Source organism: Marinobacter sp. LA51 (assembly GCF_030297175.1).
GTDB classification, from domain to species: domain Bacteria; phylum Pseudomonadota; class Gammaproteobacteria; order Pseudomonadales; family Oleiphilaceae; genus Marinobacter; species Marinobacter apostichopi.
The window spans coordinates 57,464-79,601 of record NZ_AP028070.1; the positions used below are offsets into that span (position 1 = coordinate 57,464).

At 59.0% G+C, this 22,138-nt stretch carries 22 protein-coding genes; 8 read left to right on the forward strand and 14 right to left on the reverse strand.

Annotation, left to right across the window (positions count from 1 at the left end; all coding sequences use genetic code 11):
* Nucleotide 1: 1 nt before the first annotated feature.
* Entirely contained in the window at nucleotides 2-886 is an 885-nt protein-coding gene (locus tag QUE89_RS00200) for a methylenetetrahydrofolate reductase (protein WP_286221304.1), read from the reverse strand.
* Nucleotides 858-2,219, reverse strand: a complete 1,362-nt coding sequence (locus QUE89_RS00205) for a glycine cleavage T C-terminal barrel domain-containing protein (RefSeq protein WP_286221305.1) — start codon at nucleotides 2,217-2,219, stop codon at nucleotides 858-860. Before QUE89_RS00205 ends, QUE89_RS00200 begins: the two co-directional genes overlap by 29 nt.
* A 241-nt stretch (nucleotides 2,220-2,460) precedes the next feature.
* On the opposite strand from QUE89_RS00205, the gene QUE89_RS00210 reads away from it, so the two are divergent.
* The gene (locus tag QUE89_RS00210) at nucleotides 2,461-2,778 is read left to right on the forward strand and encodes a PA4642 family protein (RefSeq protein ID WP_286221306.1); all 318 of its coding nucleotides are present in this window, start codon (nucleotides 2,461-2,463) and stop codon (nucleotides 2,776-2,778) included.
* A 34-nt stretch (nucleotides 2,779-2,812) separates the two neighbouring features.
* Here the strand turns inward: QUE89_RS00210 and QUE89_RS00215 are convergent, their stop codons facing one another.
* Nucleotides 2,813-3,265, reverse strand: a complete 453-nt coding sequence (locus QUE89_RS00215) for an Hsp20/alpha crystallin family protein (RefSeq protein ID WP_286221307.1) — start codon at nucleotides 3,263-3,265, stop codon at nucleotides 2,813-2,815.
* A 175-nt stretch (nucleotides 3,266-3,440) separates the two neighbouring features.
* A complete protein-coding gene (locus QUE89_RS00220) occupies nucleotides 3,441-3,983 on the reverse strand; it encodes a gamma carbonic anhydrase family protein (RefSeq protein WP_286221308.1) in 543 nt (180 codons plus the stop codon).
* Nucleotides 3,984-4,190: 207 nt separating this feature from the next.
* Here QUE89_RS00220 and prlC point away from each other — a divergent pair, with 207 nt between their 5' ends.
* Nucleotides 4,191-6,236, forward strand: coding sequence for an oligopeptidase A (gene prlC / locus QUE89_RS00225; protein ID WP_286221309.1), 2,046 nt, complete (start codon nucleotides 4,191-4,193; stop codon nucleotides 6,234-6,236).
* 57 nt (nucleotides 6,237-6,293) lie between these two features.
* On the forward strand, nucleotides 6,294-6,548 hold the full coding sequence (locus QUE89_RS00230) for a YheV family putative zinc ribbon protein (RefSeq protein WP_286221310.1): 255 nt from the start codon (nucleotides 6,294-6,296) through the stop codon (nucleotides 6,546-6,548).
* Between the two features lie 232 nt (nucleotides 6,549-6,780).
* Here QUE89_RS00230 and QUE89_RS00235 read toward each other — a convergent pair whose 3' ends face one another.
* Together QUE89_RS00235 and QUE89_RS00240 are read right to left on the reverse strand one after the other, a co-directional pair.
* Nucleotides 6,781-8,103, reverse strand: a complete 1,323-nt coding sequence (locus QUE89_RS00235) for a Na+/H+ antiporter family protein (protein ID WP_286221311.1) — start codon at nucleotides 8,101-8,103, stop codon at nucleotides 6,781-6,783.
* A 114-nt stretch (nucleotides 8,104-8,217) separates the two neighbouring features.
* A complete protein-coding gene (locus tag QUE89_RS00240) occupies nucleotides 8,218-8,448 on the reverse strand; it encodes a DUF1653 domain-containing protein (protein WP_203299142.1) in 231 nt (76 codons plus the stop codon).
* Between the two features lie 162 nt (nucleotides 8,449-8,610).
* On the opposite strand from QUE89_RS00240, the gene QUE89_RS00245 reads away from it, so the two are divergent.
* A complete protein-coding gene (locus QUE89_RS00245; protein WP_286221312.1) occupies nucleotides 8,611-10,410 on the forward strand; it encodes a sensor domain-containing diguanylate cyclase in 1,800 nt (599 codons plus the stop codon).
* Between the two features lie 6 nt (nucleotides 10,411-10,416).
* On the opposite strand, the gene QUE89_RS00250 is transcribed toward QUE89_RS00245, so the two are convergent.
* The 7 genes from QUE89_RS00250 to QUE89_RS00280 all read right to left on the reverse strand — a co-directional run bounded on the left by QUE89_RS00250 (nucleotide 10,417) and on the right by QUE89_RS00280 (nucleotide 17,415).
* Nucleotides 10,417-10,803, reverse strand: a complete 387-nt coding sequence (locus tag QUE89_RS00250; RefSeq protein ID WP_286221313.1) for a DoxX family protein — start codon at nucleotides 10,801-10,803, stop codon at nucleotides 10,417-10,419.
* A 62-nt stretch (nucleotides 10,804-10,865) separates the two neighbouring features.
* Nucleotides 10,866-11,357, reverse strand: coding sequence for a group I truncated hemoglobin (locus QUE89_RS00255; RefSeq protein WP_286221314.1), 492 nt, complete (start codon nucleotides 11,355-11,357; stop codon nucleotides 10,866-10,868).
* A gap of 1 nt (nucleotide 11,358) precedes the next feature.
* Nucleotides 11,359-12,234, reverse strand: a complete 876-nt coding sequence (locus QUE89_RS00260; protein WP_286221315.1) for a DUF3034 family protein — start codon at nucleotides 12,232-12,234, stop codon at nucleotides 11,359-11,361.
* Nucleotides 12,231-14,588 carry a bifunctional diguanylate cyclase/phosphodiesterase gene (locus QUE89_RS00265; protein ID WP_286221316.1) on the reverse strand — a complete coding sequence of 786 codons (2,358 nt, stop codon included), beginning with the start codon at nucleotides 14,586-14,588 and terminating at the stop codon, nucleotides 12,231-12,233. Before QUE89_RS00265 ends, QUE89_RS00260 begins: the two co-directional genes overlap by 4 nt.
* A complete protein-coding gene (locus QUE89_RS00270) occupies nucleotides 14,588-15,223 on the reverse strand; it encodes a methylamine utilization protein (RefSeq protein ID WP_286221317.1) in 636 nt (211 codons plus the stop codon). The genes QUE89_RS00265 and QUE89_RS00270 overlap by 1 nt, the downstream gene beginning before the upstream one ends.
* 16 nt (nucleotides 15,224-15,239) lie before the next feature.
* Entirely contained in the window at nucleotides 15,240-15,890 is a 651-nt protein-coding gene (locus tag QUE89_RS00275) for a hypothetical protein (protein WP_286221318.1), read from the reverse strand.
* A gap of 199 nt (nucleotides 15,891-16,089) precedes the next feature.
* Nucleotides 16,090-17,415 (reverse strand): MATE family efflux transporter, encoded by a 1,326-nt coding sequence (locus tag QUE89_RS00280; RefSeq protein WP_286221319.1) that lies wholly within the window; start codon nucleotides 17,413-17,415, stop codon nucleotides 16,090-16,092.
* Nucleotides 17,416-17,620: 205 nt separating this feature from the next.
* Between QUE89_RS00280 and coxB the strand changes: the two genes are divergently transcribed.
* Genes coxB through QUE89_RS00300 form a run of 4 tightly spaced genes read left to right on the forward strand, consistent with a single transcriptional unit; the run spans nucleotide 17,621 to nucleotide 21,905 of the window.
* The gene (gene coxB / locus QUE89_RS00285; RefSeq protein ID WP_286221320.1) at nucleotides 17,621-18,745 is read left to right on the forward strand and encodes a cytochrome c oxidase subunit II; all 1,125 of its coding nucleotides are present in this window, start codon (nucleotides 17,621-17,623) and stop codon (nucleotides 18,743-18,745) included.
* Between the two features lie 57 nt (nucleotides 18,746-18,802).
* Complete coding sequence (gene ctaD / locus QUE89_RS00290; RefSeq protein WP_286221321.1) at nucleotides 18,803-20,386, forward strand: cytochrome c oxidase subunit I; 1,584 nt, start codon at nucleotides 18,803-18,805, stop codon at nucleotides 20,384-20,386.
* A gap of 12 nt (nucleotides 20,387-20,398) precedes the next feature.
* A complete protein-coding gene (locus tag QUE89_RS00295; RefSeq protein WP_286221322.1) occupies nucleotides 20,399-21,001 on the forward strand; it encodes a cytochrome c oxidase assembly protein in 603 nt (200 codons plus the stop codon).
* A 16-nt stretch (nucleotides 21,002-21,017) separates the two neighbouring features.
* Nucleotides 21,018-21,905 carry a cytochrome c oxidase subunit 3 gene (locus QUE89_RS00300; protein ID WP_286221323.1) on the forward strand — a complete coding sequence of 296 codons (888 nt, stop codon included), beginning with the start codon at nucleotides 21,018-21,020 and terminating at the stop codon, nucleotides 21,903-21,905.
* A 24-nt stretch (nucleotides 21,906-21,929) separates the two neighbouring features.
* Here QUE89_RS00300 and QUE89_RS00305 read toward each other — a convergent pair whose 3' ends face one another.
* On the reverse strand, nucleotides 21,930-22,136 hold the full coding sequence (locus tag QUE89_RS00305; protein WP_286221324.1) for a twin transmembrane helix small protein: 207 nt from the start codon (nucleotides 22,134-22,136) through the stop codon (nucleotides 21,930-21,932).
* Nucleotides 22,137-22,138 lie beyond the last annotated feature (2 nt).

The window sequence follows — 22,138 nt, forward strand, 5'->3', positions numbered from 1 at the left end:
CCTATCTCCTATGGTCCTCCAGGGACCGGCCGTGGTCTTGAATCCATTGCGCCGACTGGTGCAAACCGCCGAACGGGAATAGATGTATGCCTTTCAGAAGCGTTTCGGGATTTTCCTGACAATACTGCACCAGGGATCGCACCATGGCATCCGGCCGCCAGGCCCGGAGTAATCGGGCGCTGCCGGGCTGGCGCAGCAGTGCGAGGGTCGAGGTGCCAAGGCCACATTGGCTGGCGTAAGCCAGCAGGGTACGGACCCGGGTTGGGCCGGCCAGACCGATGTAAACCGGCACCTCTTGCAGGAGAGTGCCCAGCTTCTGCAGCCAGTCGATGATGATCTGGGCATCGAAGGTAAACTGGGTGACCACCCACAGGCGGATGCCACTCGTGCGGGCATATTCCTGTTTGAGTTCGAGGGCGCGGGTCAATGAGCTGCGGTCGACCCTGGGATGGCCGTCCGGATGGGCGGCGAACCCGATACCCTGAAAACCGAACCGGGACAGCATGCCGGATTCAAGCACCGCCAGGGTATCCGGAAAAGGACCGGCAACCGTATCGCGGTCGCCGGCGATCAGCAGTAAGCGGTCAACCTGACTTTCGCGCAGCTGAGCCAGCCAGTCGTCCAGTTGCCCTCGGCTCTCCACCATCCGGGCCGGCAGGTGCGGCACCGGCTGCATACCCAGTTCCGACAGCCGACGGCAGGCCGCAAGGCTATCACTGAACTGCCCCCTCGGGAGGAAGGGCACATACACCGGGGTGCCTGCCGGTAACAGCTCTGGCAGATGCTCAGCCGTCAGGATCTGGCGCGGCGTCGCTTCAATCGACGCCGAGCGCACCAGCGCCTGCAGGCACCGGTTGTCAGTCGGCAAAATCGATGCCCTTGGCACGGGCGCGCTCCCTGGCATTCGGGTTGACGGATGGGCGGAAAGGAACCTCCACGACTTCGGCCTCGACCTCTGTAGAGCCATCTGCGCCGGCATACTCCACCGGCAGGTGCACCAAGAGACGTGTGCCGAGTGCGCGCTGGTCGAACGGCACATAGGCCAGCGCAATGTTGGTTTCCAGTTCCGGCGAATACCAGGGCGAGGTCACATAACCTTCGGCCGCACCACCGTCCGGTCTGCTGATTAGCCAGAAATCGTTGGCATAATCGGTGACCTGGCCGCCGCCGAACCGGATACCCACCATGGTGTGGGTAAACGGTGGCCGCCCGGCCTCCAATTGCCCCCGGACTTCCTCCAGCCGCTGTTTGCCGATGTAGTCTGCTTCTTTGTTGCGCGGCACCTGGTAGGCCAGATTGCACTGGAATGGCAGCGTCTCGGCGTCCACGTCCTGGCCCCAGGACAGAATGCCCGCGGCAATTCGTCGATGGTGCGCCGGGGCGATTACCCGGAGGTTGTGGGGCACACCCGCTGCGAGCACGGTGTACCAGAGATCCTCGGCGTGTTTGGTGGCGTCCTTGAGGTAGATTTCATAGCCCTTCTCGCCGGTAAATCCGGTCTGGGATACGATCACGTCATGCCCCGCTACCTGGCCCTCCATCAGGCCGTAGAAGGGAAGTTCGCGGACGCTCTCGCCAAACAGGTCGACCATCAGGGCTTCGGATTTCGGCCCCTGAATCTGCACGGGAGCCACATCGATCTCGGCAATGCTGACGTTGAAGCCCATGCCGATATTGACACCGCGCAGCCACAGTTCCAGGTCACTGTCGGACAGCGAGAACCAGAACTCGTCCTCTGCGACTCGCAACAGGACCGGATCGTTGAGAATGCCGCCATCTTCGTTGCACAGGATGACGTATTTGCCCCGCATGGGTTTGATTCTGGTGGCGTCGCGGGTGATCACGTAATTCACGAAACGTTCGGCATCCGGACCTTTGACCTGGATCTGACGTTCCACGGCGACATTCCACAGGGTCACGTCGTTGACCAGGGAATCGTACTCGACCATGGCGCCGCCCTGCTCGGGCCGGACGTATCCGCGGGGGTGGTACATCCGGTTGTAGACGGTGGCGCGCCAGCAACCGGCCTCGTAGGCAAGGTGCCAGTACGGCGACTTGCGTACCCGGGTGGAAATGAGCATTTCCACCGGCGTTGGTCCAGACTGGCGCAGGTTAATCGGAACCTTGCGGTCGGTCTGGTCGACGGTGTCGGGTTGCCGTGCAGCGCCGGCGCGCTGTTGTGGATGGTCCTGCATTGCTTGTTCGATTTTGACAGCCATGGCTAACTCCCCTTCGGCGGGTTGCTGATAGCTTCAATGTGACTGCGTTTGACGCGGGCGGGTGGGATCATTACGACATGGAAGCGACCAAAAGCGTCAAACTCTTATAGCCGGGGAGAACACTCTCATGCTGAATTTATATAACTGACTTGGTTTCAGATCCTTATACTGTTTCGCCCGAGACTGGCTCGCGATAGCAATGAAGCCAGTCGCTAACGAACCCGGCAATGAGAGAGCGATTATGAGCGGACCCGACAAGCCAAAAGTCATCGGTGAGGAATGGAGCGATGAGCGTGTAAAGAGCTTTCTCGCCCTCGATCCCTATGACAGCAGCAAGAATGCCGATTACAACGCCCTGTTCAAAGCCTATCAGGCCATGCGTGCCGGGGACTTCGAGCGCTTTATCGGATTCTTTGTCGAGGCTGGCCGGGATCTGAATGCAGTGAATGAGCGGGGCGAAACCATTCTCGACCTGATTTCCGAGCATCGCCGCAGTGTTGATTACGCCCAGGCCCTCGAACAGGCCGGTGCCAAACGGTCGGCGACGGCCGGGAACTGAGTTCCCGGCCGTCGCCAGCTGAGTCCGCTTGAGCTTATTGGACATCCACCTCGATGGCCTTGGGCTCCTTCGGTTCAGCCTTCAGCAGCGTAAGGGTTAACAGCCCGTCCTTGAAGTTGGCTTTCACGCTGTTCTCATCGACATTTTCCGGCAAGGTAAACCGGCGCATGAAGCTGCCGTAGAAGCGTTCGACGCGATGCTGCTTCTTGTCGGTGCTTTCCTCTTCGTGCTTGCGTTCACCCTCAATGGTCAGCACGCCGTCGTGCACGGTCACCTTGACGTCGTCTTTTGACATGCCCGGTAGCTCGGCATCGATGGTGAAGGCTTCGGCTGTCTCCTTGATATCCACAGCCGGTGCCCAGTCACTCCGGCTGAACAGATCCTTGCCTTCACGGTCACTGGCCCAATTCGAGCCGAACATTCGGTTGTAACGGTTTATCAGGTCGTCGAATTCTCGGACCGGATTCCAGCGGGTAAGGTTGCTCATGGCGATACCTCCTCTTCACGATTACGAATCTGCACTTTTTGTCTCAGCTTCGCTCGCGGAACTGCCCAACACCGGTGGCGCCAGCCGGATGGTTATCCGTGAACATCTGCTATTAGCGAATGTAGGATCGCCAGAATCGTTTTCAAGGACCTTGCCGTCTATTTTTTGATCTGGGTCAGTCTTCCTGCTCGGCCCGGTAATCATCTTTGAGGCGAACGTAGTTTCCGGCGGTGTAGGTGAAGAATCCGCGCTCCTTGTCAGTCAACGCACGTGCCTTCTTGGCGGGTGAACCGACGTACAGGTGACCGGATTCCAGAGTCTTGCCCGGAGGCACCAGGCATCCGGCCGCCACGATGACCTCGTCTTCCACCACGGCGCCGTCCATAATGATGCAACCCATGCCGACCAGTACCCGGTTACCTACGGTGCATCCGTGCAGCAGGGCTTTGTGGCCGATGGTGACGTCGTCACCGATGGTCAGCGGGTAGCCACCGGGGTTGTAGTCGCTGGCGTGAGTGATGTGAAGCACTGATCCATCCTGGACGCTGCAACGGTCGCCGATGCGGATCTGGTGCATGTCGCCACGCACCACGGTCATCGGCCAGATTGAACAATCGTCGCCGGTCTGGACGTCGCCAATCACCACGGCACTGGGATCGATCCAGCTGCGTTCACCAAATTGTGGTGCTTTGCCCTTGTGAGAACGTACATTCGTCATTACATATACCTTTCAGGTAAAACATTGTTTCGGAGTTTGGAGTCTTCGGCACAGGGCTTTCCGAAACCCGCTCAAGCACGTCCATGTGACGCTTGAGCTCCGCCATCCATGGCTACGCACAGTTTCGGAAAGCCCTGTGCCGAAAACTCCCCGAGCATTGGAGTTATCTGAAACTACCTTACCCACGAATAGCTGAGAAGGGGACCTATGAATAACCCGTTACTGACTCAAGATCTTCTGCCGAAGTTTGACCATGTCCGTATCGAGCACATGGAAACGGCCATTGATCAGATTCTCAGTGAGAACCGGATGAAAATCCCCGCCCTGGCGCAGCAGGACGATCCGACCTGGGAAACCCTGGCGCAGCCGATGCAGGCGCTGGACGACCACCTGAGCAACGCCTGGTCGGTGATCTCGCACCTGAACGGGGTGAAGAATTCTGATGACCTACGCAAGGTCTACAAGAATTGCCTCGAAAAGCTCACCGAGTACAGCACCGAGGTGAGCCAGAACTCCGCCCTGTGCGAGGCCTACAAGAAACTGGCCGCACGCGACGATTTCAAGGATCTTAGTGAAGCCCAGCGCAAGTCGGTGGAAAACACCCTGCGTGACTTTCACCTGGGCGGTGTCGATCTGCCCGAGGAACAGAAGCAGCAATACGCTGCCCTGTCACGGGAACTGGCGGAGCTATCCAACCGCTTCAGCGACAACGTGCTGGACGCGACCCAGAACTGGTACAAACACATCACCGATGCCAGTGAGCTGGCCGGCGTTCCGGAGAGCGCCCTCGACGGCGCCAAGCAGGCGGCGCGGCAGAAAGAGCTGGATGGTTATGTGATTACTCTGGATTTCCCCAGCTTCTTCCCGGTGATGACTTACTGCGACAACCGCGACCTGCGTCGGGAAGTCTACGAGGCGTTTGTTACCCGGGCCTCGGATCAGGGCCCGGATGCCGGCACCTGGGACAACACGCCGCTGATGGCGGAAATCCTGAAGCGTCGTCATTCCCTGTCCAAGCTGCTGGGCTTCAATAACTACGCCGAGCGGTCACTGGCCACCAAGATGGCTCGCAACACCGACGAGGTGCTGGATTTCCTGAACCAGCTGGCGGCCAAGTCCAAGCCGGTGGCCGAGCAGGAGTTTGCCGAGCTCAAGGCCTTCGCTCGCGACGAGTACGGTGTCGACGACCTGCAGGCCTGGGATGTTGGCTACTACAGCGAAAAACTGCGCCAGCAGCGCTACGACATCTCCCCGGAAACCCTGCGCCCCTGGTTCCCGGTCGACAAGGTGGTGCCGGGGCTGTTCCGGGTCGCCGAAAAGCTGTTCGACGTGCAGATTGAAGCCAAGCCAGAGGTAGAAACCTGGCACGAAGACGCCACCGCCTACTGCATCAGCCGTAATGGCGAGCCGCTGGCCTGGTTCTACTTCGACCTGTTTGCCCGTCAGGGCAAGCGTGGCGGTGCCTGGATGGCGGATTGCCGGGTGCGTTGGCGCAACCTGCGCGGCCAGCTGCAGTTGCCGGTCGCCTTCCTGACCTGTAACTTCACGCCGCCGGTGGACGGCAAGCCGTCGCTGCTGACCCACGACGAGGTCACCACCCTGTTCCACGAATTCGGCCACGGTCTGCACCACATGCTGACCCAGGTCGATGTGCTGGACGTGTCTGGCATCAATGGCGTGGCCTGGGATGCGGTTGAGCTGCCGAGCCAGTTCCTGGAGAACTGGTGCTGGAACCCGGAGTCGCTGGCGCTGATTGCCTCGCACCACGAAACCGGTGAACCGCTGCCTGAGGATCTGCTGCAGAAGCTGCTGGCGGCGAAGAACTTCCAGTCCGGCATGGGCATGGTCCGTCAGCTGGAGTTCTCTCTGTTCGATTTCCGCCTGCATGCGGAATTCAGCGAGGAAGCACCCACTAACCCGCTGGACATGCATCGTAAGGTGCGCGAAGACATTGCCGTGATCGAGGCTCCGGAATTCAATCGCTTCCCGAATTCCTTTTCGCACATCTTCGCGGGCGGCTATGCGGCCGGTTACTACAGCTACAAGTGGGCCGAAGTGCTGGCGGCCGATGCCTTCTCGCTGTTTGAGGAAAAGGGCATTTTTGACGCGGAGACTGGCACCTCGTTCCTTCAGAACATCCTGGAGAAAGGTGGTTCCCAGGAGCCGATGGAACTGTTCAAGGCCTTCCGCGGTCGTGAACCCCAGGTGGATGCCCTGTTGAAACAATCCGGCATCACGGACGAAGCCGCCTGAGCCAATGTGTACCGGCAGTCGTAAAGACTGTCGGTTACCTATTTCCGGAGTTTAGTTATGGCGAGTCCAAAACGCTTCATCGCCGGCGCTGTCTGCCCCCGCTGCGCGGAGATGGACAAGATCATGATGTTCACCACCGATGACGACGATCAGGTGCGAGAGTGTGTGGCCTGCGGCTTTACCGACGCGGTGTCGGACGCTGAGCAGCCGTCCTCCAATCCTGAGTTGGAGACGCGGGTGAATACGCGTAAGAATGAGGATGACCACACGGTGAAGCAGGTGGTTTTCTTTAAGTCTGGGGATGATGACTGAGGTCTAGTTCTCGAAGACTGGTTGGTTTGGGGGCTGCGAGGGAGCAGGGGGATGTTTTTCCCTTGGAAATGGAACTCGCTGCGCTCAGACATCCATTTCTGGCGGTAAAAAATCCCCCTACCCCCTCACGTCAGACTCTCCAGATATTTCTCGTTTAAAAACCTTTCAGTACCCCCACACCCTCGCAGCCCGCCAATTCAGCAGGCTACGTTTTGAGGCCATTCCCTGAGGGTCAGAGAACCATAGCCGCCAACCAGCCAAAGCCCAGCAGCGGCAGATTGTAGTGCAGGAACGTCGGCACTACGGTGTCCCAGATGTGGTTGTGCTGGCCGTCGACGTTCAAGCCAGCCGTGGGGCCGAGGGTGGAATCCGAGGCCGGAGAACCGGCATCACCCAGGGCGCCAGCGGTGCCAACCAGGGCGACGATGGCCAGGGGGCTAAAGCCCAGTTGCAGGGCCAGCGGCACGTACAGGGCTGCGATAATGGGAATGGTCGAGAAGGACGAGCCAATGCCCATGGTGATCAGCAGGCCGACTACCAGCATCAGCAGGGCCGCCAGGGCCTTGTTCTCGCCAATGGTGGCGACGGAGCTGTCCACCAGGGTGGCGATTTCGCCGGTCTCGCGCATAACTTCGGCAAAGCCGGAGGCGGCGATCATGATGAACCCGATCATCGCCAGCATCTTCATGCCCTCGGTGAACAGGTCATCGGCTTCTTTCCAGCGCACTACCCCGGACAGGTTGAACAGCACGAAACCGGCCAGGGCGCCAAGGATCATGGAGCCGAGCCAGAGCTGCACCACGAACGCGGTCACAATGGCAACCAGCGCCATTACCAGGGTGCGTGGGCTGTAGCTGGCATCCACGCGCTCGGCTTTGGTCAGTGCCTCCATGTCGTAGTCCCGGCCACCGCGGTAGCTGAAGAAGACCGCAATCAGCAGACCGCAGAGCATGCCCAGTGCCGGTAGTGCCATGGCTTTCATCACGTTCAGGTCTGAGGCGTCGACGCCGTTGGCGTTGATCTTGGCGACCAGGATCTCGTTCAGGTAGATGCCGCCAAAGCCAATCGGCAGGAACATGTACGGGGTGATCAAGCCGAAGGTGAGTACGCAGGCCACCAGGCGGCGGTCCATGTTCAGTTTTGCCATTACATACAGCAGTGGCGGCACCACCAACGGGATAAAGGCAATGTGGATGGGCAGGATGTTCTGGGACGAGATGGCCACCGCCAGCAGCAGGCCAATGATCAGGAACCGCATACCGGTAACGGCAGCGCCGTCTTCCTGTCGACCGACCAGAGCCAGGGCACGATCGGCCAGGGCGTGGGCCAGGCCGGATTTGCCGATGGCGACGGCGAACGCCCCGAGAGTGGCGTAGGACAGGGCTACGGTGGCGCCGCCGCCGAGGCCATTGTTGAAGGCTTCAATGGTGGCGTCCAGGGACAGGCCGGCAATCAGGCCGCCGGAAATGGCACCAATGATCAGGGCAACAACAACGTGGATGCGGCTCAAACTCAGGACGAGCATGATCGCAACCGCGGCAACAACGGCATTCATGGCAGACTCCGAATAGGGATAACAGGTTTGTCCGGTCTGTCTAGCGGACCGGGTTCACGAAAAGCGGGCTAATGTGCAGGAAATGATCGCTACAGTCAAAGCGCGATGGCGCGTTCAGTCGTCACCGATGCGGGAAAACCGGGGCACCTGTTCACCGGCCAGTTCTACGGTTTCCCGAAACATCGACAGCGGCCGGACCCAGAGGCTGTGATCGCCGTACAGGCAGCGATAAACCACTAGCCATTCTTCGGTCTCACTGTGTCGGGCCAGGTCGATGACCTGGTAGTCCTTACCCTTGTAATGGCGGTAGCGACCGGGTCGGATGGTGTGTCGGGAGTCGGTCATGCGCTGCCTCGTTGAAAACAAACCGGATTGGAACATCGGATACGGGACGGTATCGCCCCGAGGGTCTAGACTAAAAACACATCCTGAGCGGACGCGCTGAAACTTGTTTAGGGCCCACGCAGTGTAGTTTATGTCATCGGGCCCGAAAACCGGAACCTGTCTATGAAGCACACCGCCAATCCTGTTGCCCTGTTTTGGTTGGTACTGGTCACGCTGTTGAGCATGAACCAGGTCCATGCTGATCCCGCTGCAATCCGCTGGTTCCAGGATGCCGGCCAGCCGTTGAATATCAATGAGGTTCTGGCCCGGGAGCCTGATCAGTGGCAATCGGTTGCTGCCGGCAGGGGGCTGAACCTGGGGTTCAGCGACAGTACCTACTGGATTCAGGTGGTGGTGGCGCCGAAATCGGAGAACCAGGTACTGGAGATCAGCTACCCGCTGCTCGATGAGGTCGACCTGTTCTGGATACTCAATGGCCAGGTCATCCGCAGCTACCAAACCGGCGATGCCCGGCCCTTTTCCAACCGTCCGGTTGATCATCGTAATTTTGTCTTCCCGGTACCTTCCAAAACCGAACCCGTTACCGCCTTCCTGCGGGTGAAAACTCAGGGTGCCGTGCAGGTGCCGGTGGAGGTGGAATCGGCGGTGGAGTTCCTGGCCGGTGAACAACTGTCTTATGGCTGGCAGGCCATGTTCCTGGGCATCATCATAGCGCTGGCGCTGTACAACCTGTTTCTGTACACCATTATCCGGCAACCCACCTACCTGTGGTACGTGCTGACCGTGGTGCTGTCAGGGCTGGTGCACCTGCATTTCAAGGGTATTCTGTTCCAGTGGCTGTGGCCGGAACTGCCCGGACTGAACCGGTATGTCACTATACCGCTCACCGGTCTGACCATGATCGCGGCGCTCATGTTCAGTCTCCAGTTCCTGGCCGTAGCGCGTTACAGCAAGGCCAGTTGCCGGTTCCTGCAGGTCATGATGGTGGCTGCCGGGATCAGCATCCTGATCGGCGCGCTTGGCGCTTACCAGTCGGCTATCACCCTGGTGGCGGTCTTGGCTGCCATCGCGACTCCAGCGGCCTGGCTCATAGGCATTTATGTCTGGTCCCGGGGCCAGAAACTGGCGGGCATTTATGTGCTGGCCTGGACACCGCTGTTGTTGGGCCATCTGATTCTGGCCGTCAGCAAACTGGGCTACCTGCCGACGACTTTCCTGACCGAATTCGGGCCCCAGATAGGCGTCGCCATTGAGGTCATCTTACTGTCGTTTGCCCTGGCCTACCGGATCAACCTGGAGCGCCAGCGCCGACTCCGGGCCCAGGAACAGGCTCTAGGGATTCAGCGTCAGGCCAACCAGACCCTGGAGGAGCGGGTTCGGGAGCGCACGGACGAACTGCAGCGGGCTAACCGCCGGCTGGAAGCGATCAGCCTGACCGATGGCCTGACACAGGTCGCCAACCGGCGCCAGTTTGATAAGTGCCTGAAGGAGGAGTGGTGCCGGATTGGTCGCCAGGAACTGCCCTTGAGCCTGCTACTGCTGGACATTGATTACTTCAAGTCGGTGAACGATCGCTATGGCCATCTGGTAGGAGACGACTGTCTGATTACCGTTGCCGCCATCTGTGCCAATGAAATCCAGCGTTCGGGGGATCTGCTGTCGCGCTACGGCGGTGAGGAATTTGCGGTGTTGTTACCGGCGACGCCGGCGGAGGGTGCCGAGCAGGTGGCGGAGCGCCTCAGGCAGGCAGTAGAGAATGCCACGGTGTATCCGGGCGCCCAGGAAGCGGCAGTCAGTCTCAGTGTCAGTGTTGGCGTTGCCACCGTGGTGCCGACCCAGGATGTGGCCCCGGGCGAGCTGATCCGGCGTGCCGATGCCGCGCTCTATGGTGCCAAGGGCGCTGGCCGGAACCGGGTGATGACCTACCGCGGACTCCGTACGGTGTCCGCGGGCGATCAATGACACTACTCAGTTTTTCAGCTTGTAGCGGCCCGGGCCAAGGAAAATGACCGCAACCGCGGTAAACAGGAAGAAACCTTGCAGCTCCAGTGCCCAGCCGCCGTTGCTGCCCAGTGACAGCAGCTGGTGACCATGCACCAGGGCAATTGCCACCAGCATGTTGAAGATGATCAGCAGCGCGCCAATGCGGGTGTGATAACCCAGCATGACCATCAGCGGTGCCAGTAACTCGCCAATAAATACGCCGTACGCCAGCACCGCAGGTAAGCCGTGGCTAACCAGCTCACCCTCAATGAAACCAATACCGTTAAGCAGTTTGGCGATGCCATGGAACAGCATGAGCCCGCCCAGGGTCAGGCGGATGATCAGTTTTCCCAGATCGACATTTTCCAGCAAAATCAGTGTCTCCCGAAGTCAGTGTATAAAGGGCGACAAGCATACCCGGTTGTGGGGGCGGCTTACAGATTACGAATGTCGGGGTGCATCGGAATCAGCCGTTTCAGCAGCCGGTTTTGCGCGCCGGTGCTGATTCCGTTCTGCTCCATTGCCAGGATCAGGTTCTCCGCCAGGGCATTGAACTGGGTCTCGGTGATCGCCATGTCAGCGTGGGCCTTGCGCATGGATCGGCCATTGTAGGTACAGGGCCCGCCGCTGAGCTGGCACAGCTGATCGGTCAGGTGGCGATGAAACTGGGCCACATTGATGCCCTTGAATTGGTGGCTAATGCGCTCGTCGTCCACGATCAGGTACAGCAGGTCTTCAACAATCTCCGCCAGTCCGGCGCGCTCGCCCAGCTGCTGGTACAGCGTCGGTTCGGTGCTGGTGCTGGCGTCGATCGTTGGTACGGGGTTGGTCGTGAGGGTCTGGCAGCCGGCCAGGGCGAAAACGGCAAGCAGCGTAAGGGCACGACGGGTCAAAGCAGTGAACCGGGGTGTGGTGTGATGGCACATGTCAGAAGCTCCCCTGCAGCGACAGGTAAAGGCCTTGCTGATCTTCCAGGGTAGCGATGTCGCCCAGATTAACCAGGGCCGCGGTTACCGCCAGGCGCCGGTCTGGCACCCAGGCGACAAACAGGTCCCACCAGTCGTCTTCGTCGGCAAAGCTCAGGTTGTCGGGCTTCTGTCGGTACTCGGCACCCAGCAGCCATTGGCGGTTCACAAAGACCCCGACACTGGCCTCCGCCATCACCTCATAACCGTTATTGCGATCACCGCCAAAACCCAACAGGCCGCCCTGGTTGGCCTTGGTGGCACGGGCGGTGGCGTTCACCAGCAGGTTGCGATCGAACACGGCAGCGAAGAACAGTTTGCTGGCGCTAAGCAACAGGTCGGTGCCGCTGTCGTCCCGGGCGCCGATGGCCTCGGGCACGGTAAAGTCGCGCTGGCGCTTGTACTGGACGCCAGCACTCCACTGGCCCCAGGGGCTGTAGAGCACGTCGCCGGCCAGCCGCACCTTGGCGCCGATAATGTCCTGATTGAGCTCGTCCTGCTCCAGGCCGAAACCGTTTTTCAGGGTGAACACCAGCTCGTCCAGATCGAGTGTTTGGCGAGCCACGGTCAGCTCAATCCGGTTATTCCAGTTCAATCCGGCACCGGTGACTGACAGGCTGTAGTCGTCAGTCTCGGCTTGGCTGAGCGCGAGGGTGCCGCCCCACTCCTCGTCGCTGGCATAACTGCCGAGCAGCGCCCAGGGCACCAGACCGCCGCCGGCACTGCCCTCAATGGTGGATACGCCACCGGTGGCCCAGATCCGACTGCCAATGTCGGCCGAGACCGACGGGCAGGCAAGGGCAAACAGGGTGGCCAGTATCAGCGGGCGGTAGGTCATGAATGATCTTCCAATAGTTGTTCTGTTAAGTCCTGGCGACGGCTGGCCAACGTTTGGGCGGTTTCGACCAGCTGATTTGCGGCCACCGGCCGACTCAGGTAAAAGCCTTGTGCAAGGTCACACCGCCACTGTTGCAGTAGCTCCCAGGCGGCCAGGTTCTCGATACCTTCGGCCACCACTTTCAGGCCCAGGCCATGGGCCATGTCGATGGTCGATTTCACGATCAGCTGGTCCTGGGGTTCGGTGTCCAGATTCAGGACAAAGGACTTGTCGATTTTCAGCTCCTGCACTGGCAGCTTGCGAAGCTGCGACAGGGATGAGTAGCCAGTGCCGAAATCGTCTACGGACAGGGTCATGCCCAGTGCCTTGAGCCGGTTCAGTGTTGCCATCGCCTCCTCCGGGTCCTTCATCAGGGCGCTCTCGGTCACTTCCAGGGTGATTCGTTCCATGCCCTGGTGCCAATTGGCAAAGGCCCTGGTGAGATGATCGGTAAGCTCCGGCCAGGTCAGGTCCATGGCCGACAGATTGATGGCGACACCGGCGTTGACTCCCTGCTCGGCCCAGGCCCGTGCGTCCTCGGCGACGCGCTCAAGGATATGGGCGGTCAGGTCGTGAATCTGGCCAGACTGCTCGGCCAGAAAAATGAACTCCTCCGGGGAAACGAAACCAAGCTCCGGGTGGATCCAGCGCACCAGGGCCTCGACCTGAACCAGCTCACCGGTACGGGTATTCAGCTTGGGCTGGTAGTTCATGTGCAGGCCATGATCGATGATGGCAGTGTGCAGATCGGCGGTCAGCTGCAACTCGCGCAGGTGGCTCTCGTCCTGGCCTGGACGGTATCGGGTAACGGGCTCCGGGTGATCCTCGGCTTGTTCGAAGGTCAGGTTCAGCCGCCGGCGCAGCTCATTGGTATTGGATGCGTCGCCAGGGAGTTCCATAGTGACCATGCTGGCTCGTACTGAAAATGGGCTGCCATTAATCTGTTGCGGTGTCTGAACTATTTGTAAGAGGTGTCGAGCGAGGGCATCAACTTGTTCTGGACTGCTTGATGGAACCAGGGCCAGGAACTCACCGCCACCGGTCCGGGCGATCATTCGAGCATCGGGAAGTCCATTTCTTAAACGTTGACCAACGCCCACCAGCACCGCATCTCCAAACTCCAGGCCAAGGGTGTCGTTGATATCGGCCAGGTCGTTCAACTGAATGCCAAGCAGCGTGCAGGCCTCGCCGTCTTCGAACATAGCCTGGGCCGACTGCATCAGCGCGTTGCGGTTTCCGAGGCCTGTTACGTCATCGTGGGTGGCGGCATACCGAATCTGAGCTTCCCGTTCCCGCAGCCGAACCAGCATGTCGCGGAGGGCATTTCGCAGCTGTTTTAATTCCCCACCGGTTCGGATGTAGGGCGGAGTCGGATTCTGGCCCTCGCCGACAGCTCGGGCATAGTCGGCCAACTGCAACACTGGCTTGCCGAGCGTTCGGGCGATAATCAGAGCCAGTGCGATGGCGAGAACCAGGATTCCACCTACCAGAATGGCGATCATTTTAACCCTGGTGTAATAACTCTCAAGTGTGGCTTGCCGGCTGATCATCAGCACTGCCTGGATATCGCCGGAGCCCTTGTTGTCCAGGGTAATCGCGCGGCTGAAATAGTGCTGTCGGTTTAACAACATTCGTGGTTCGTCTTTTGTCTGTGTCAGCTCGCGCTCCATGTCGATATCTCGGTCGCCGGTGGCGGCAACTATTTGATAGTCAGCACTGCTGTCAGAACGAGCCCGGAACACGACTTCCGTGCCGCTCAGGCGAGCAATCAACCGGGCCAAAGATTGATCAAGGGCAAAGCCGGCTATCAGGCGCGCTCGAAGACCCGGACCTTCCACCGGGACCTGGAGAACCTCGTAGCCCTGTCCACCGATATAGGCGAAAGTTTGGGTGATGTCCCGACTTGCTCTGCTGTTGCTGAGGGCATCCACCACTTCTAGAGGCCTGTGATTTGTGGTGGAAGCCAATATTTTGCCGGTGCTGTCGATCAGCAACGAAAAGTCGGTTTGGGCCCGACGGCTGTGATTTTCCAGTGCACTTTTAATGGTGCCGTGGTCACCACTAGCCACGGCCGAGCGAAAGCCAAAATCTTGAACCACTACTCGTAGTCGCGAAAGAATCAGATCTGTTCTGCGGTCCAGCAACTCACGAGTCATTCGTTCGCCAATTGTCAGTTGCTCGTTGGCGCGATTCTTTTCGTCTTCAAACAGGTAGGCCATGAAAAGGGCCGCCATAATCAGGCTGACGACCACCACCAGTGAAATCATGACGGTGATCAATCGGCCCCGAAAGCCCATGTATGTTTGCAGTCTCATCAAAGCTCTTGGAAGCGTCGTTGCAAAAGGTTCATGGAGTCGCCCGTTTCCGGTTCAGGAACCAGATCAATGGACAGTGACCGGTCGCTGCCCTTGTCCCAGGTCCGGATGATTGGCCGGGTATTGTCAGGCAGGCGCGGATGCCAGATCTTGAGTGTTACCGGTTCAGCGGCAGTCACCGGAAGGGTGACGCGGCCGGAGACATCCGTTTGGCCAATGGCGGTGGTTTCGCTGATCACGATAAAAGCCTGCATGTGGTCGTGAATGTTGCAGCCCAGTTCAACAATACCTGGCTGGTCGAACAGCACCGGGACTGGAGGCTTACCAGCATACAGCTCTATGTTGAAGCTCTTGGCCGGAGAAAACGAATACACGTGGTGTTGGGTGTTGTCGCGGTTGGGGAATTCGACCTGTGAACCAACCGGCAGGATCAGGATTTTTGGATGGAATTCGCGATCTTTCTGGTAAATTTCGGCGCTTATTGGTGCTACTTCGTCGACGCGATCCAGGTAGACCACGGCACCAGCGACCGGAGCGTTGCTGTCGGAGGTGGTGAGGGTGAGGCTCAGGTTGGCTGCCATTGCTGACATCGGCCACAACAAGGACGCCAGTACTGCGGCTGTTACTTTTCTCATGAAACTTCTGACCCTATCAGGCTATTCCGGACCCCAGGGAAAATCGAATGTGGTTCCGAACCAGTAAATTTTCCCAGTAATGTCGCATCCAGTCCCATGCGGCATTGTTGACCTGTTCTACGAACGGATCAAGGTTTAGCTCATAGTAGTCTGGCGTACCGGCAATCTGGAGCACGGTGATGGTGATTGCATCGTCCAACTCATTCGAAAAGGGTTCGCCAATAAGCTGATGAGTCAACAGGTTAGCACGGGTGGCTTCGAGATCCACCAAATCGCTGGCGCGAATGGAGCGATTATTCTCGTACATTTCTTCCATCAACCGGTGGCACAGATAGGCCCGGATCAGTAAGCCATCCAGGCCATCGTATTTCACGATCAGCGCGGACGGCCGGGTGAAGTATTGGGTGGCAGCATCCACAAACGGGGCGAATAGCTCGGCCTTGCCGGCTTGCCGGGCGCAGGCTTCGACACATTCGATCAGGCGGGGTGCCATTTCGATGTATTCGACCGCGAACTGGAACAGCGAGGTGGCCGGTTGGTACCCGTCAATAGTGACAGACGAAGGCAGGCAGGCTGCCTTCTCCCGGAGTTGCTGGAGAAAGATGCCCGAACGTGCTTCCTTGCGTCGTGCTTGATCAATAATCTCGAGAACCACCTGTGGTGTCATGTCAGGAGATGCCGATGTTGTAACGAATTGAGGTCGCAAGGCCCCTCCCGTAGTCCGTATACCGTATCTGGGCAGGAAAGCAGCGGCGGACGGTCCACTACAGGCCTGCCATTTCCGACAAGTGTAGTCGACATTTTGCGCCTTGCCGGTTCAATGCCAGGAAAAAACGAGCGTGTGTGAGTGTGCTCCGACTGTCTGTTCAGGCGCGTTCAAACCAGCGCTGATGTCGGCTGTGGGACCAGCACAGCCAGCCCATGCTGAGCGCCCGTGCCAGCATCAGGCAGATCAGTGAAAACCACAGGCCGTGGTTGCCCCAACCGGTGGTGAGCCACCACACCGGCACGAACACAGCCAGCGCCGAAAACAGCATGGTGTTCTGCATGTCACGGGTGCGGGTGGCTCCTATGAAAACCCCATCCAGCAGAAAACCCCAGACCGCCGCAAACGGCAACAGCCAGAGCCAGGGCAGGTATTGCCAGGCGGTGGTGCGAACTTCTTCAATACCGGTCAGCAGCGCGATCAGGCCCCGCCCCCCGGCGACAAACACCACGGTTAGCAACAGGGCGCCCCAGAGCGACCAGCGCAGAGCACTGCGGAACACGGCCCGGAACCGACTTTGGCTGCCCTTACCGATAGCCTCACCAATGAGGGCCTCGGCGGCATTGGCAAACCCGTCCAGGGCATTGGATATAAGCAGCAGGAAGGTGAGTAGCACTGCGTTGGCGGCCAGGATGGTGTCGCCCTGGCGGGCACCCTGGGCCGTAAAGAACGCCAGCACCAGCAGTAGGGCAATGGTGCGCACCATGATGAACCGGTTCACCTGCAGAATGGCCAGGTAGTCGCTCAGTTTTCCGAACAGGGCCCGGGTCAGGCGCTGGCCCTCTGGCATCCGGGTCAGCACGATGGCAAAGCCGATGCCGGCGGCACCGTATTCGGCGATTACCGTGGCGATGGCAACGCCCCGGCTGTTCCAGCCCAGACCGGTGACAAACAGGATATCCAGCACGATGTTCACGCCATTGGCGACGATCAGCATGATCATCGGGCCGCGGGCGAACTGGGTGCCGATCAGCCAGCCCACCAGCGTGTACTGGCACAGCACCGCCGGCGCACTCCAGATCCGGATGGCGGCATACTCGGCGGCCAGGCTGCTGACGTCCGGACTGGGGTTCATCAGATTCAGGCCCAGGGAAATCAGTGGCTGGTGCAACAGGATCAGCAGCAGCCCGATCGCCACCGACAGCAGCACCGAACGCAGCAGCAGGGCGACCTGACCAAACCGGTCGCGCTTGCCCCAGGCCTGGGCCGCCAGGCCGGTCGTGCCCATGCGCATGAAGCCAAAAGTCCAGTACAGGATGCTGAACAGGTTGGCGCCGACGGCTACCGCGCCGAGGTATTCCGGACTCTCCAGATGACCCAGCACGGCAGTATCCACCAGGCCCAGCAGCGGCACGGTCAGGTTGGTGAGCATTAATGGCCAGGCCAGGGCCCAGAGGCGCCGGTCGATGGCGGGCAGGTGGAACATCCTATATCGCTCTGTTTTTTAAAAATGTGTGGTTAGCAGTTTTGGATTTAACTGATTTTTTAGCCTTTTTCGGATCTGTGTCTATACTCGTTCCTGAGGTATCCATAAGCAGGCTTCCACACTGATTCCAGGGTGTATGCGAGCGCCCGAAAAATCAGTGGGATAACGCAAATCCGACAAGAATAACACTCTGTGGAGACACAGTATGCGCGTGCACGCTCAGCGGGCAGGTGCCCTGTTAGGTGGTCTTATGTTCCCGGCCGTGTCCCTGGCGGACTGGACGTTGAACATGACCCCCGGGGTGACCGGCACCAGTAACGAAATATTCAGCCTTCACATGATCATTCTCTGGATCTGCGTCGCCATTGGCGTCGTGGTGTTCGGGGTCATGTTCTGGTCCATCTTCGCCCATCGAAAATCCCAGGGTTACAAGCCTGCGAATTTTCACGAAAACACGTTGGTGGAGATTCTCTGGACGATCATCCCCTTTGTCATCCTGGTGGTAATGGCGATTCCGGCCACCGCCACCCTGGTGGACATGTACGACACCACTGAATCCGATGTCGACATCAAGGTCACCGGCTACCAGTGGAAATGGCAGTACGAATACATCGATGAAGATTTTGGCTATTTCTCCAATCTCTCCACACCTCGTGACCAGATCAACAACCGGCAGGCCAAAGGTGAGAACTACCTGCTGGAAGTGGATAACCCCCTGATCATTCCCGTGGGCAAGAAAGTACGTTTCCTGGTGACGGCGAATGACGTGATCCACTCCTGGTGGGTGCCGGCCTTTGGCGTCAAGAAAGACGCCATCCCCGGCTTCATCAACGAAACCTGGACCCGGGTCGATGAGCCTGGCACCTATCGTGGCCAGTGCACCGAACTGTGCGGCAAGGACCACGGCTTCATGCCGGTGGTGGTCAAGGCCGTGCCCCAGGAGGAATACGACACCTGGGTGGCGGAGCAGAAAGTTGCGGCCGAAAAAGAGCGTGAGTTGACCCAGAAAGACTGGACCATGGCCGAGTTGATGGAGCGCGGCGAGAAAGCCTATCAGACAGCCTGCGCGGCCTGTCACCAGGCGGATGGCAGCGGTGCGCCCCCGGCCTTCCCGGCGCTCAAGGGCAGCAAAATTGCTCTCGAGGACATGGCCGCTCACATCGATATTGTGGTCAACGGCGTGTCCGGAACTGCCATGCAGGCCTTCGGTGGCCAGTTGAGTGAGGTGGACCTGGCGGCGGTAATTACCTACGAGCGAAACGCCTGGGGTAACAACACCGGTGAAATGGTCACGCCGAAAGAGATTTTTGATTACAAGAACGAGCAGTAATCAACGCCAGATAACAGATATCACCAGCCACAATAAATGGCGGTAACGGGGGTTTTCATGAGTGCGGTTGCAGATACCCACGCCCAGGATCATCATCACGGCCCGGCTAAAGGCTTCAGCCGCTGGCTGCTGACCACCAACCACAAAGATATAGGTACCATGTACCTGATCTTCAGTTTCGCTATGTTCCTGCTTGGCGGAACCATGGCGATGGTCATTCGGGCGGAACTGTTTCAGCCCGGTTTGCAGATTGTGCAACCGGAATTCTTCAACCAGATGACCACCATGCACGGTCTGATCATGGTGTTCGGGGCTGTCATGCCGGCGTTTGTCGGCCTGGCTAACTGGATGCTGCCGCTGATGATCGGAGCCCCCGACATGGCGCTGCCGCGGATGAACAACTGGAGTTTCTGGCTGCTGCCGTGTGCTTTCCTGATCCTGGTTTCGACCCTGTTCATGGAAGGCGGTGCGCCCAACTTCGGCTGGACCTTCTACGCACCCCTGTCGACGACCTATGGGCCGCCGAGCACCACCTTCTTTATCTTTGCCGTCCATATCATGGGGATCTCCTCGATCATGGGCGCAATCAACGTTATTGCCACCATTCTGAATCTGCGGGCGCCGGGCATGACCCTGATGAAAATGCCCCTGTTCGTCTGGACCTGGCTGATTACCGCGTTCCTGCTGATTGCAGTGATGCCGGTACTGGCGGGTGTGGTCACCATGATGTTGATGGATATCAACTTCGGCACCAGCTTCTTTGATGCCTCCGGTGGCGGCGACCCGGTGCTGTTCCAGCATGTGTTCTGGTTCTTCGGCCACCCCGAGGTTTACATCATGATCCTGCCCGCCTTCGGCGCGGTCTCCCACATCATCCCGGCGTTCTCCCGCAAACCGCTGTTTGGCTACGCCTCCATGGTGTACGCGGTGGGTGCCATCGCTCTGTTGTCATTCGTGGTCTGGGCTCACCACATGTTCACCGTGGGTATCCCCATTGCCGGCCAGCTGTTCTTCATGTACGCCACCATGCTGATTGCCGTGCCTACCGGGGTGAAAGTGTTCAACTGGGTCGCCACCATGTTCCGCGGCGCGCTCAGCTTCGAGGCCCCCATGCTGTTTGCGGTCGCCTTCGTGATCCTGTTCACCATCGGTGGTTTCTCCGGCCTGATGCTGGCCATTGCCCCGGCTGACTTCCAGTACCACGACACCTACTTTGTGGTGGCGCACTTCCACTACGTGCTGGTGCCTGGCGCGATCTTCGGCATCTTTGCCTCCGCCTACTTCTGGCTGCCCAAGTGGACTGGCCACATGTACGACGAAACCCTGGCCCAGACCCATTTCTGGCTGTCGTTCATCGGCATGAACCTGGCGTTCTTCCCGATGCACTTCCTGGGGCTGGCGGGCATGCCGCGGCGGATTCCGGATTACGCCCTGCAGTTCGCCGATTTCAACATGGTCTCCAGTGTCGGTGCCTTCATGTTCGGGGCTACCCAGCTGCTGTTCCTGTTCATTGTGGTGAAATGCGTTCGTGGTGGTAAGGCGGCTGCCGCCCAGCCCTGGGATGGTGCCGAAGGCCTGGAGTGGACAATACCGTCACCTGCGCCTTACCACACCTTCGCCACGCCCCCGGAAGTGAAGTAGGCGAGGCCCGAGATGGACGAGCGCACCCGGGCAGACGAAGCACGCCCCCGCACCAATACGCGGGTGGTCTCCTGGTGCCTGGCCGGGGTGGTGGGCATGTTTGCCTTTGGCTTTGCCCTGGTGCCGCTGTACGACGTGTTCTGCGAAATTACCGGCATCAACGGCAAGACCGGTGGCCGCTACGAAGCAGTCGCCACGGCCGAGGCCGATGTCACTCGCACGGTGCAGGTGCAGTTCCTGGCCCAGAATGGTCCGGGCATGCCCTGGACCTTCCGGCCAGTCACCCGGAGCATCGACGTTCATCCCGGTGAGCTGGTCACCGTTGCCTTCTTCGCCCAGAACCCGACCGGTGCAGCGATGGTAGGCCAGGCAGTTCCGAGCCTGTCGCCGTCCGAAGGCACCCTGTATTTCCATAAGACCGAGTGTTTCTGCTTTAACCAGCAACCCCTGGCGGCGGGTGAAAGCACAGAGATGCCGCTGGTGTTTATCGTTGACCGGGATCTGCCCGAGCACATAACCAAGCTGACCCTGTCCTACACGCTCTACGATCAGAGTAAAACGGCCACGGTGTCAGATACGGATCGACCTATCACAACAACAAACGAAAACGGCTAAGCCATCGGAGATTGTCATGGCGGATAACCAGAGCTACTACGTTCCGGAACAGAGCAAATGGCCGATCATTGCCACCGTCGGCCTGGGTTTAACCCTTTACGGGGTGGCATCGATCATGGTGAACAGCAAACAGGGCGAGAGCACTGACGGCTCCTGGTTCCTGTTTATGATAGGCGCCGTGATTATGGCGTACATGCTGTTTGGCTGGTTCGGCAATGTCATCCAGGAAAGCCGGGCCGGGCTCTACAGTGATCAGATGGATCGGTCTTTTCGCTGGGGCATGAGCTGGTTCATTTTCTCGGAAGTGATGTTCTTTGCCGCGTTCTTTGGCGCTTTGTTTTACGTGCGGGTGTTCGCCGTGCCCTGGTTGGGTGGTGAAGGCGACCGGGGCAGTTCGGCCATGCTTTGGGACGGTTTCAAGGCAACCTGGCCACTGGTAGAAAACCCGAACCCGGAGGCGTTCCCCGGCCCCAAAGAGGTTATCAGTGCCTGGGGTCTGCCCCTGATCAACACGATACTGCTGGTGACTTCTTCATTCACCGTGACAGTGGCTCACCATGCCTTGAAGGCGGGCAATCGGGCCAAGACCAAGCTCTGGCTCGGGCTGACCATCGTCCTGGCCCTGGTGTTCCTGTTTGTCCAGGGCTACGAGTACATTCACGCCTATCGTGATCTGGACCTGACCCTGGCTTCCGGGATTTACGGCAGCACCTTTTTCATGCTGACGGGCTTCCACGGTGCCCACGTCCTGCTGGGTTCACTGATGCTGATCATCATGTTGCTGCGCATCAACAAGGGCCATTTTACCGCTGAAAACCACTTTGGATTTGAAGCCGCCGCCTGGTATTGGCACTTCGTGGACGTGGTCTGGTTGGGGTTGTTCATCTTCGTTTACATCATCTGACCCGGATTAACGGGATTAAGACGGTTAAAAGGGAGTCGGATTCAGGCTCAGGCTCCCTTGCCACAGCGCAATCAGAATCACCGCCAGGAGCAGTATGCTAAGCGTGACCCGGACCGCCAGGGAGTTCACCACCCGATTGGTTTTACCGCCATCCTTGATCAGAAAAAACAGGCCACTGAACAGACTGACCACCACGGCCAGCATTAACACAACGATTACGGCTTTCAACATGG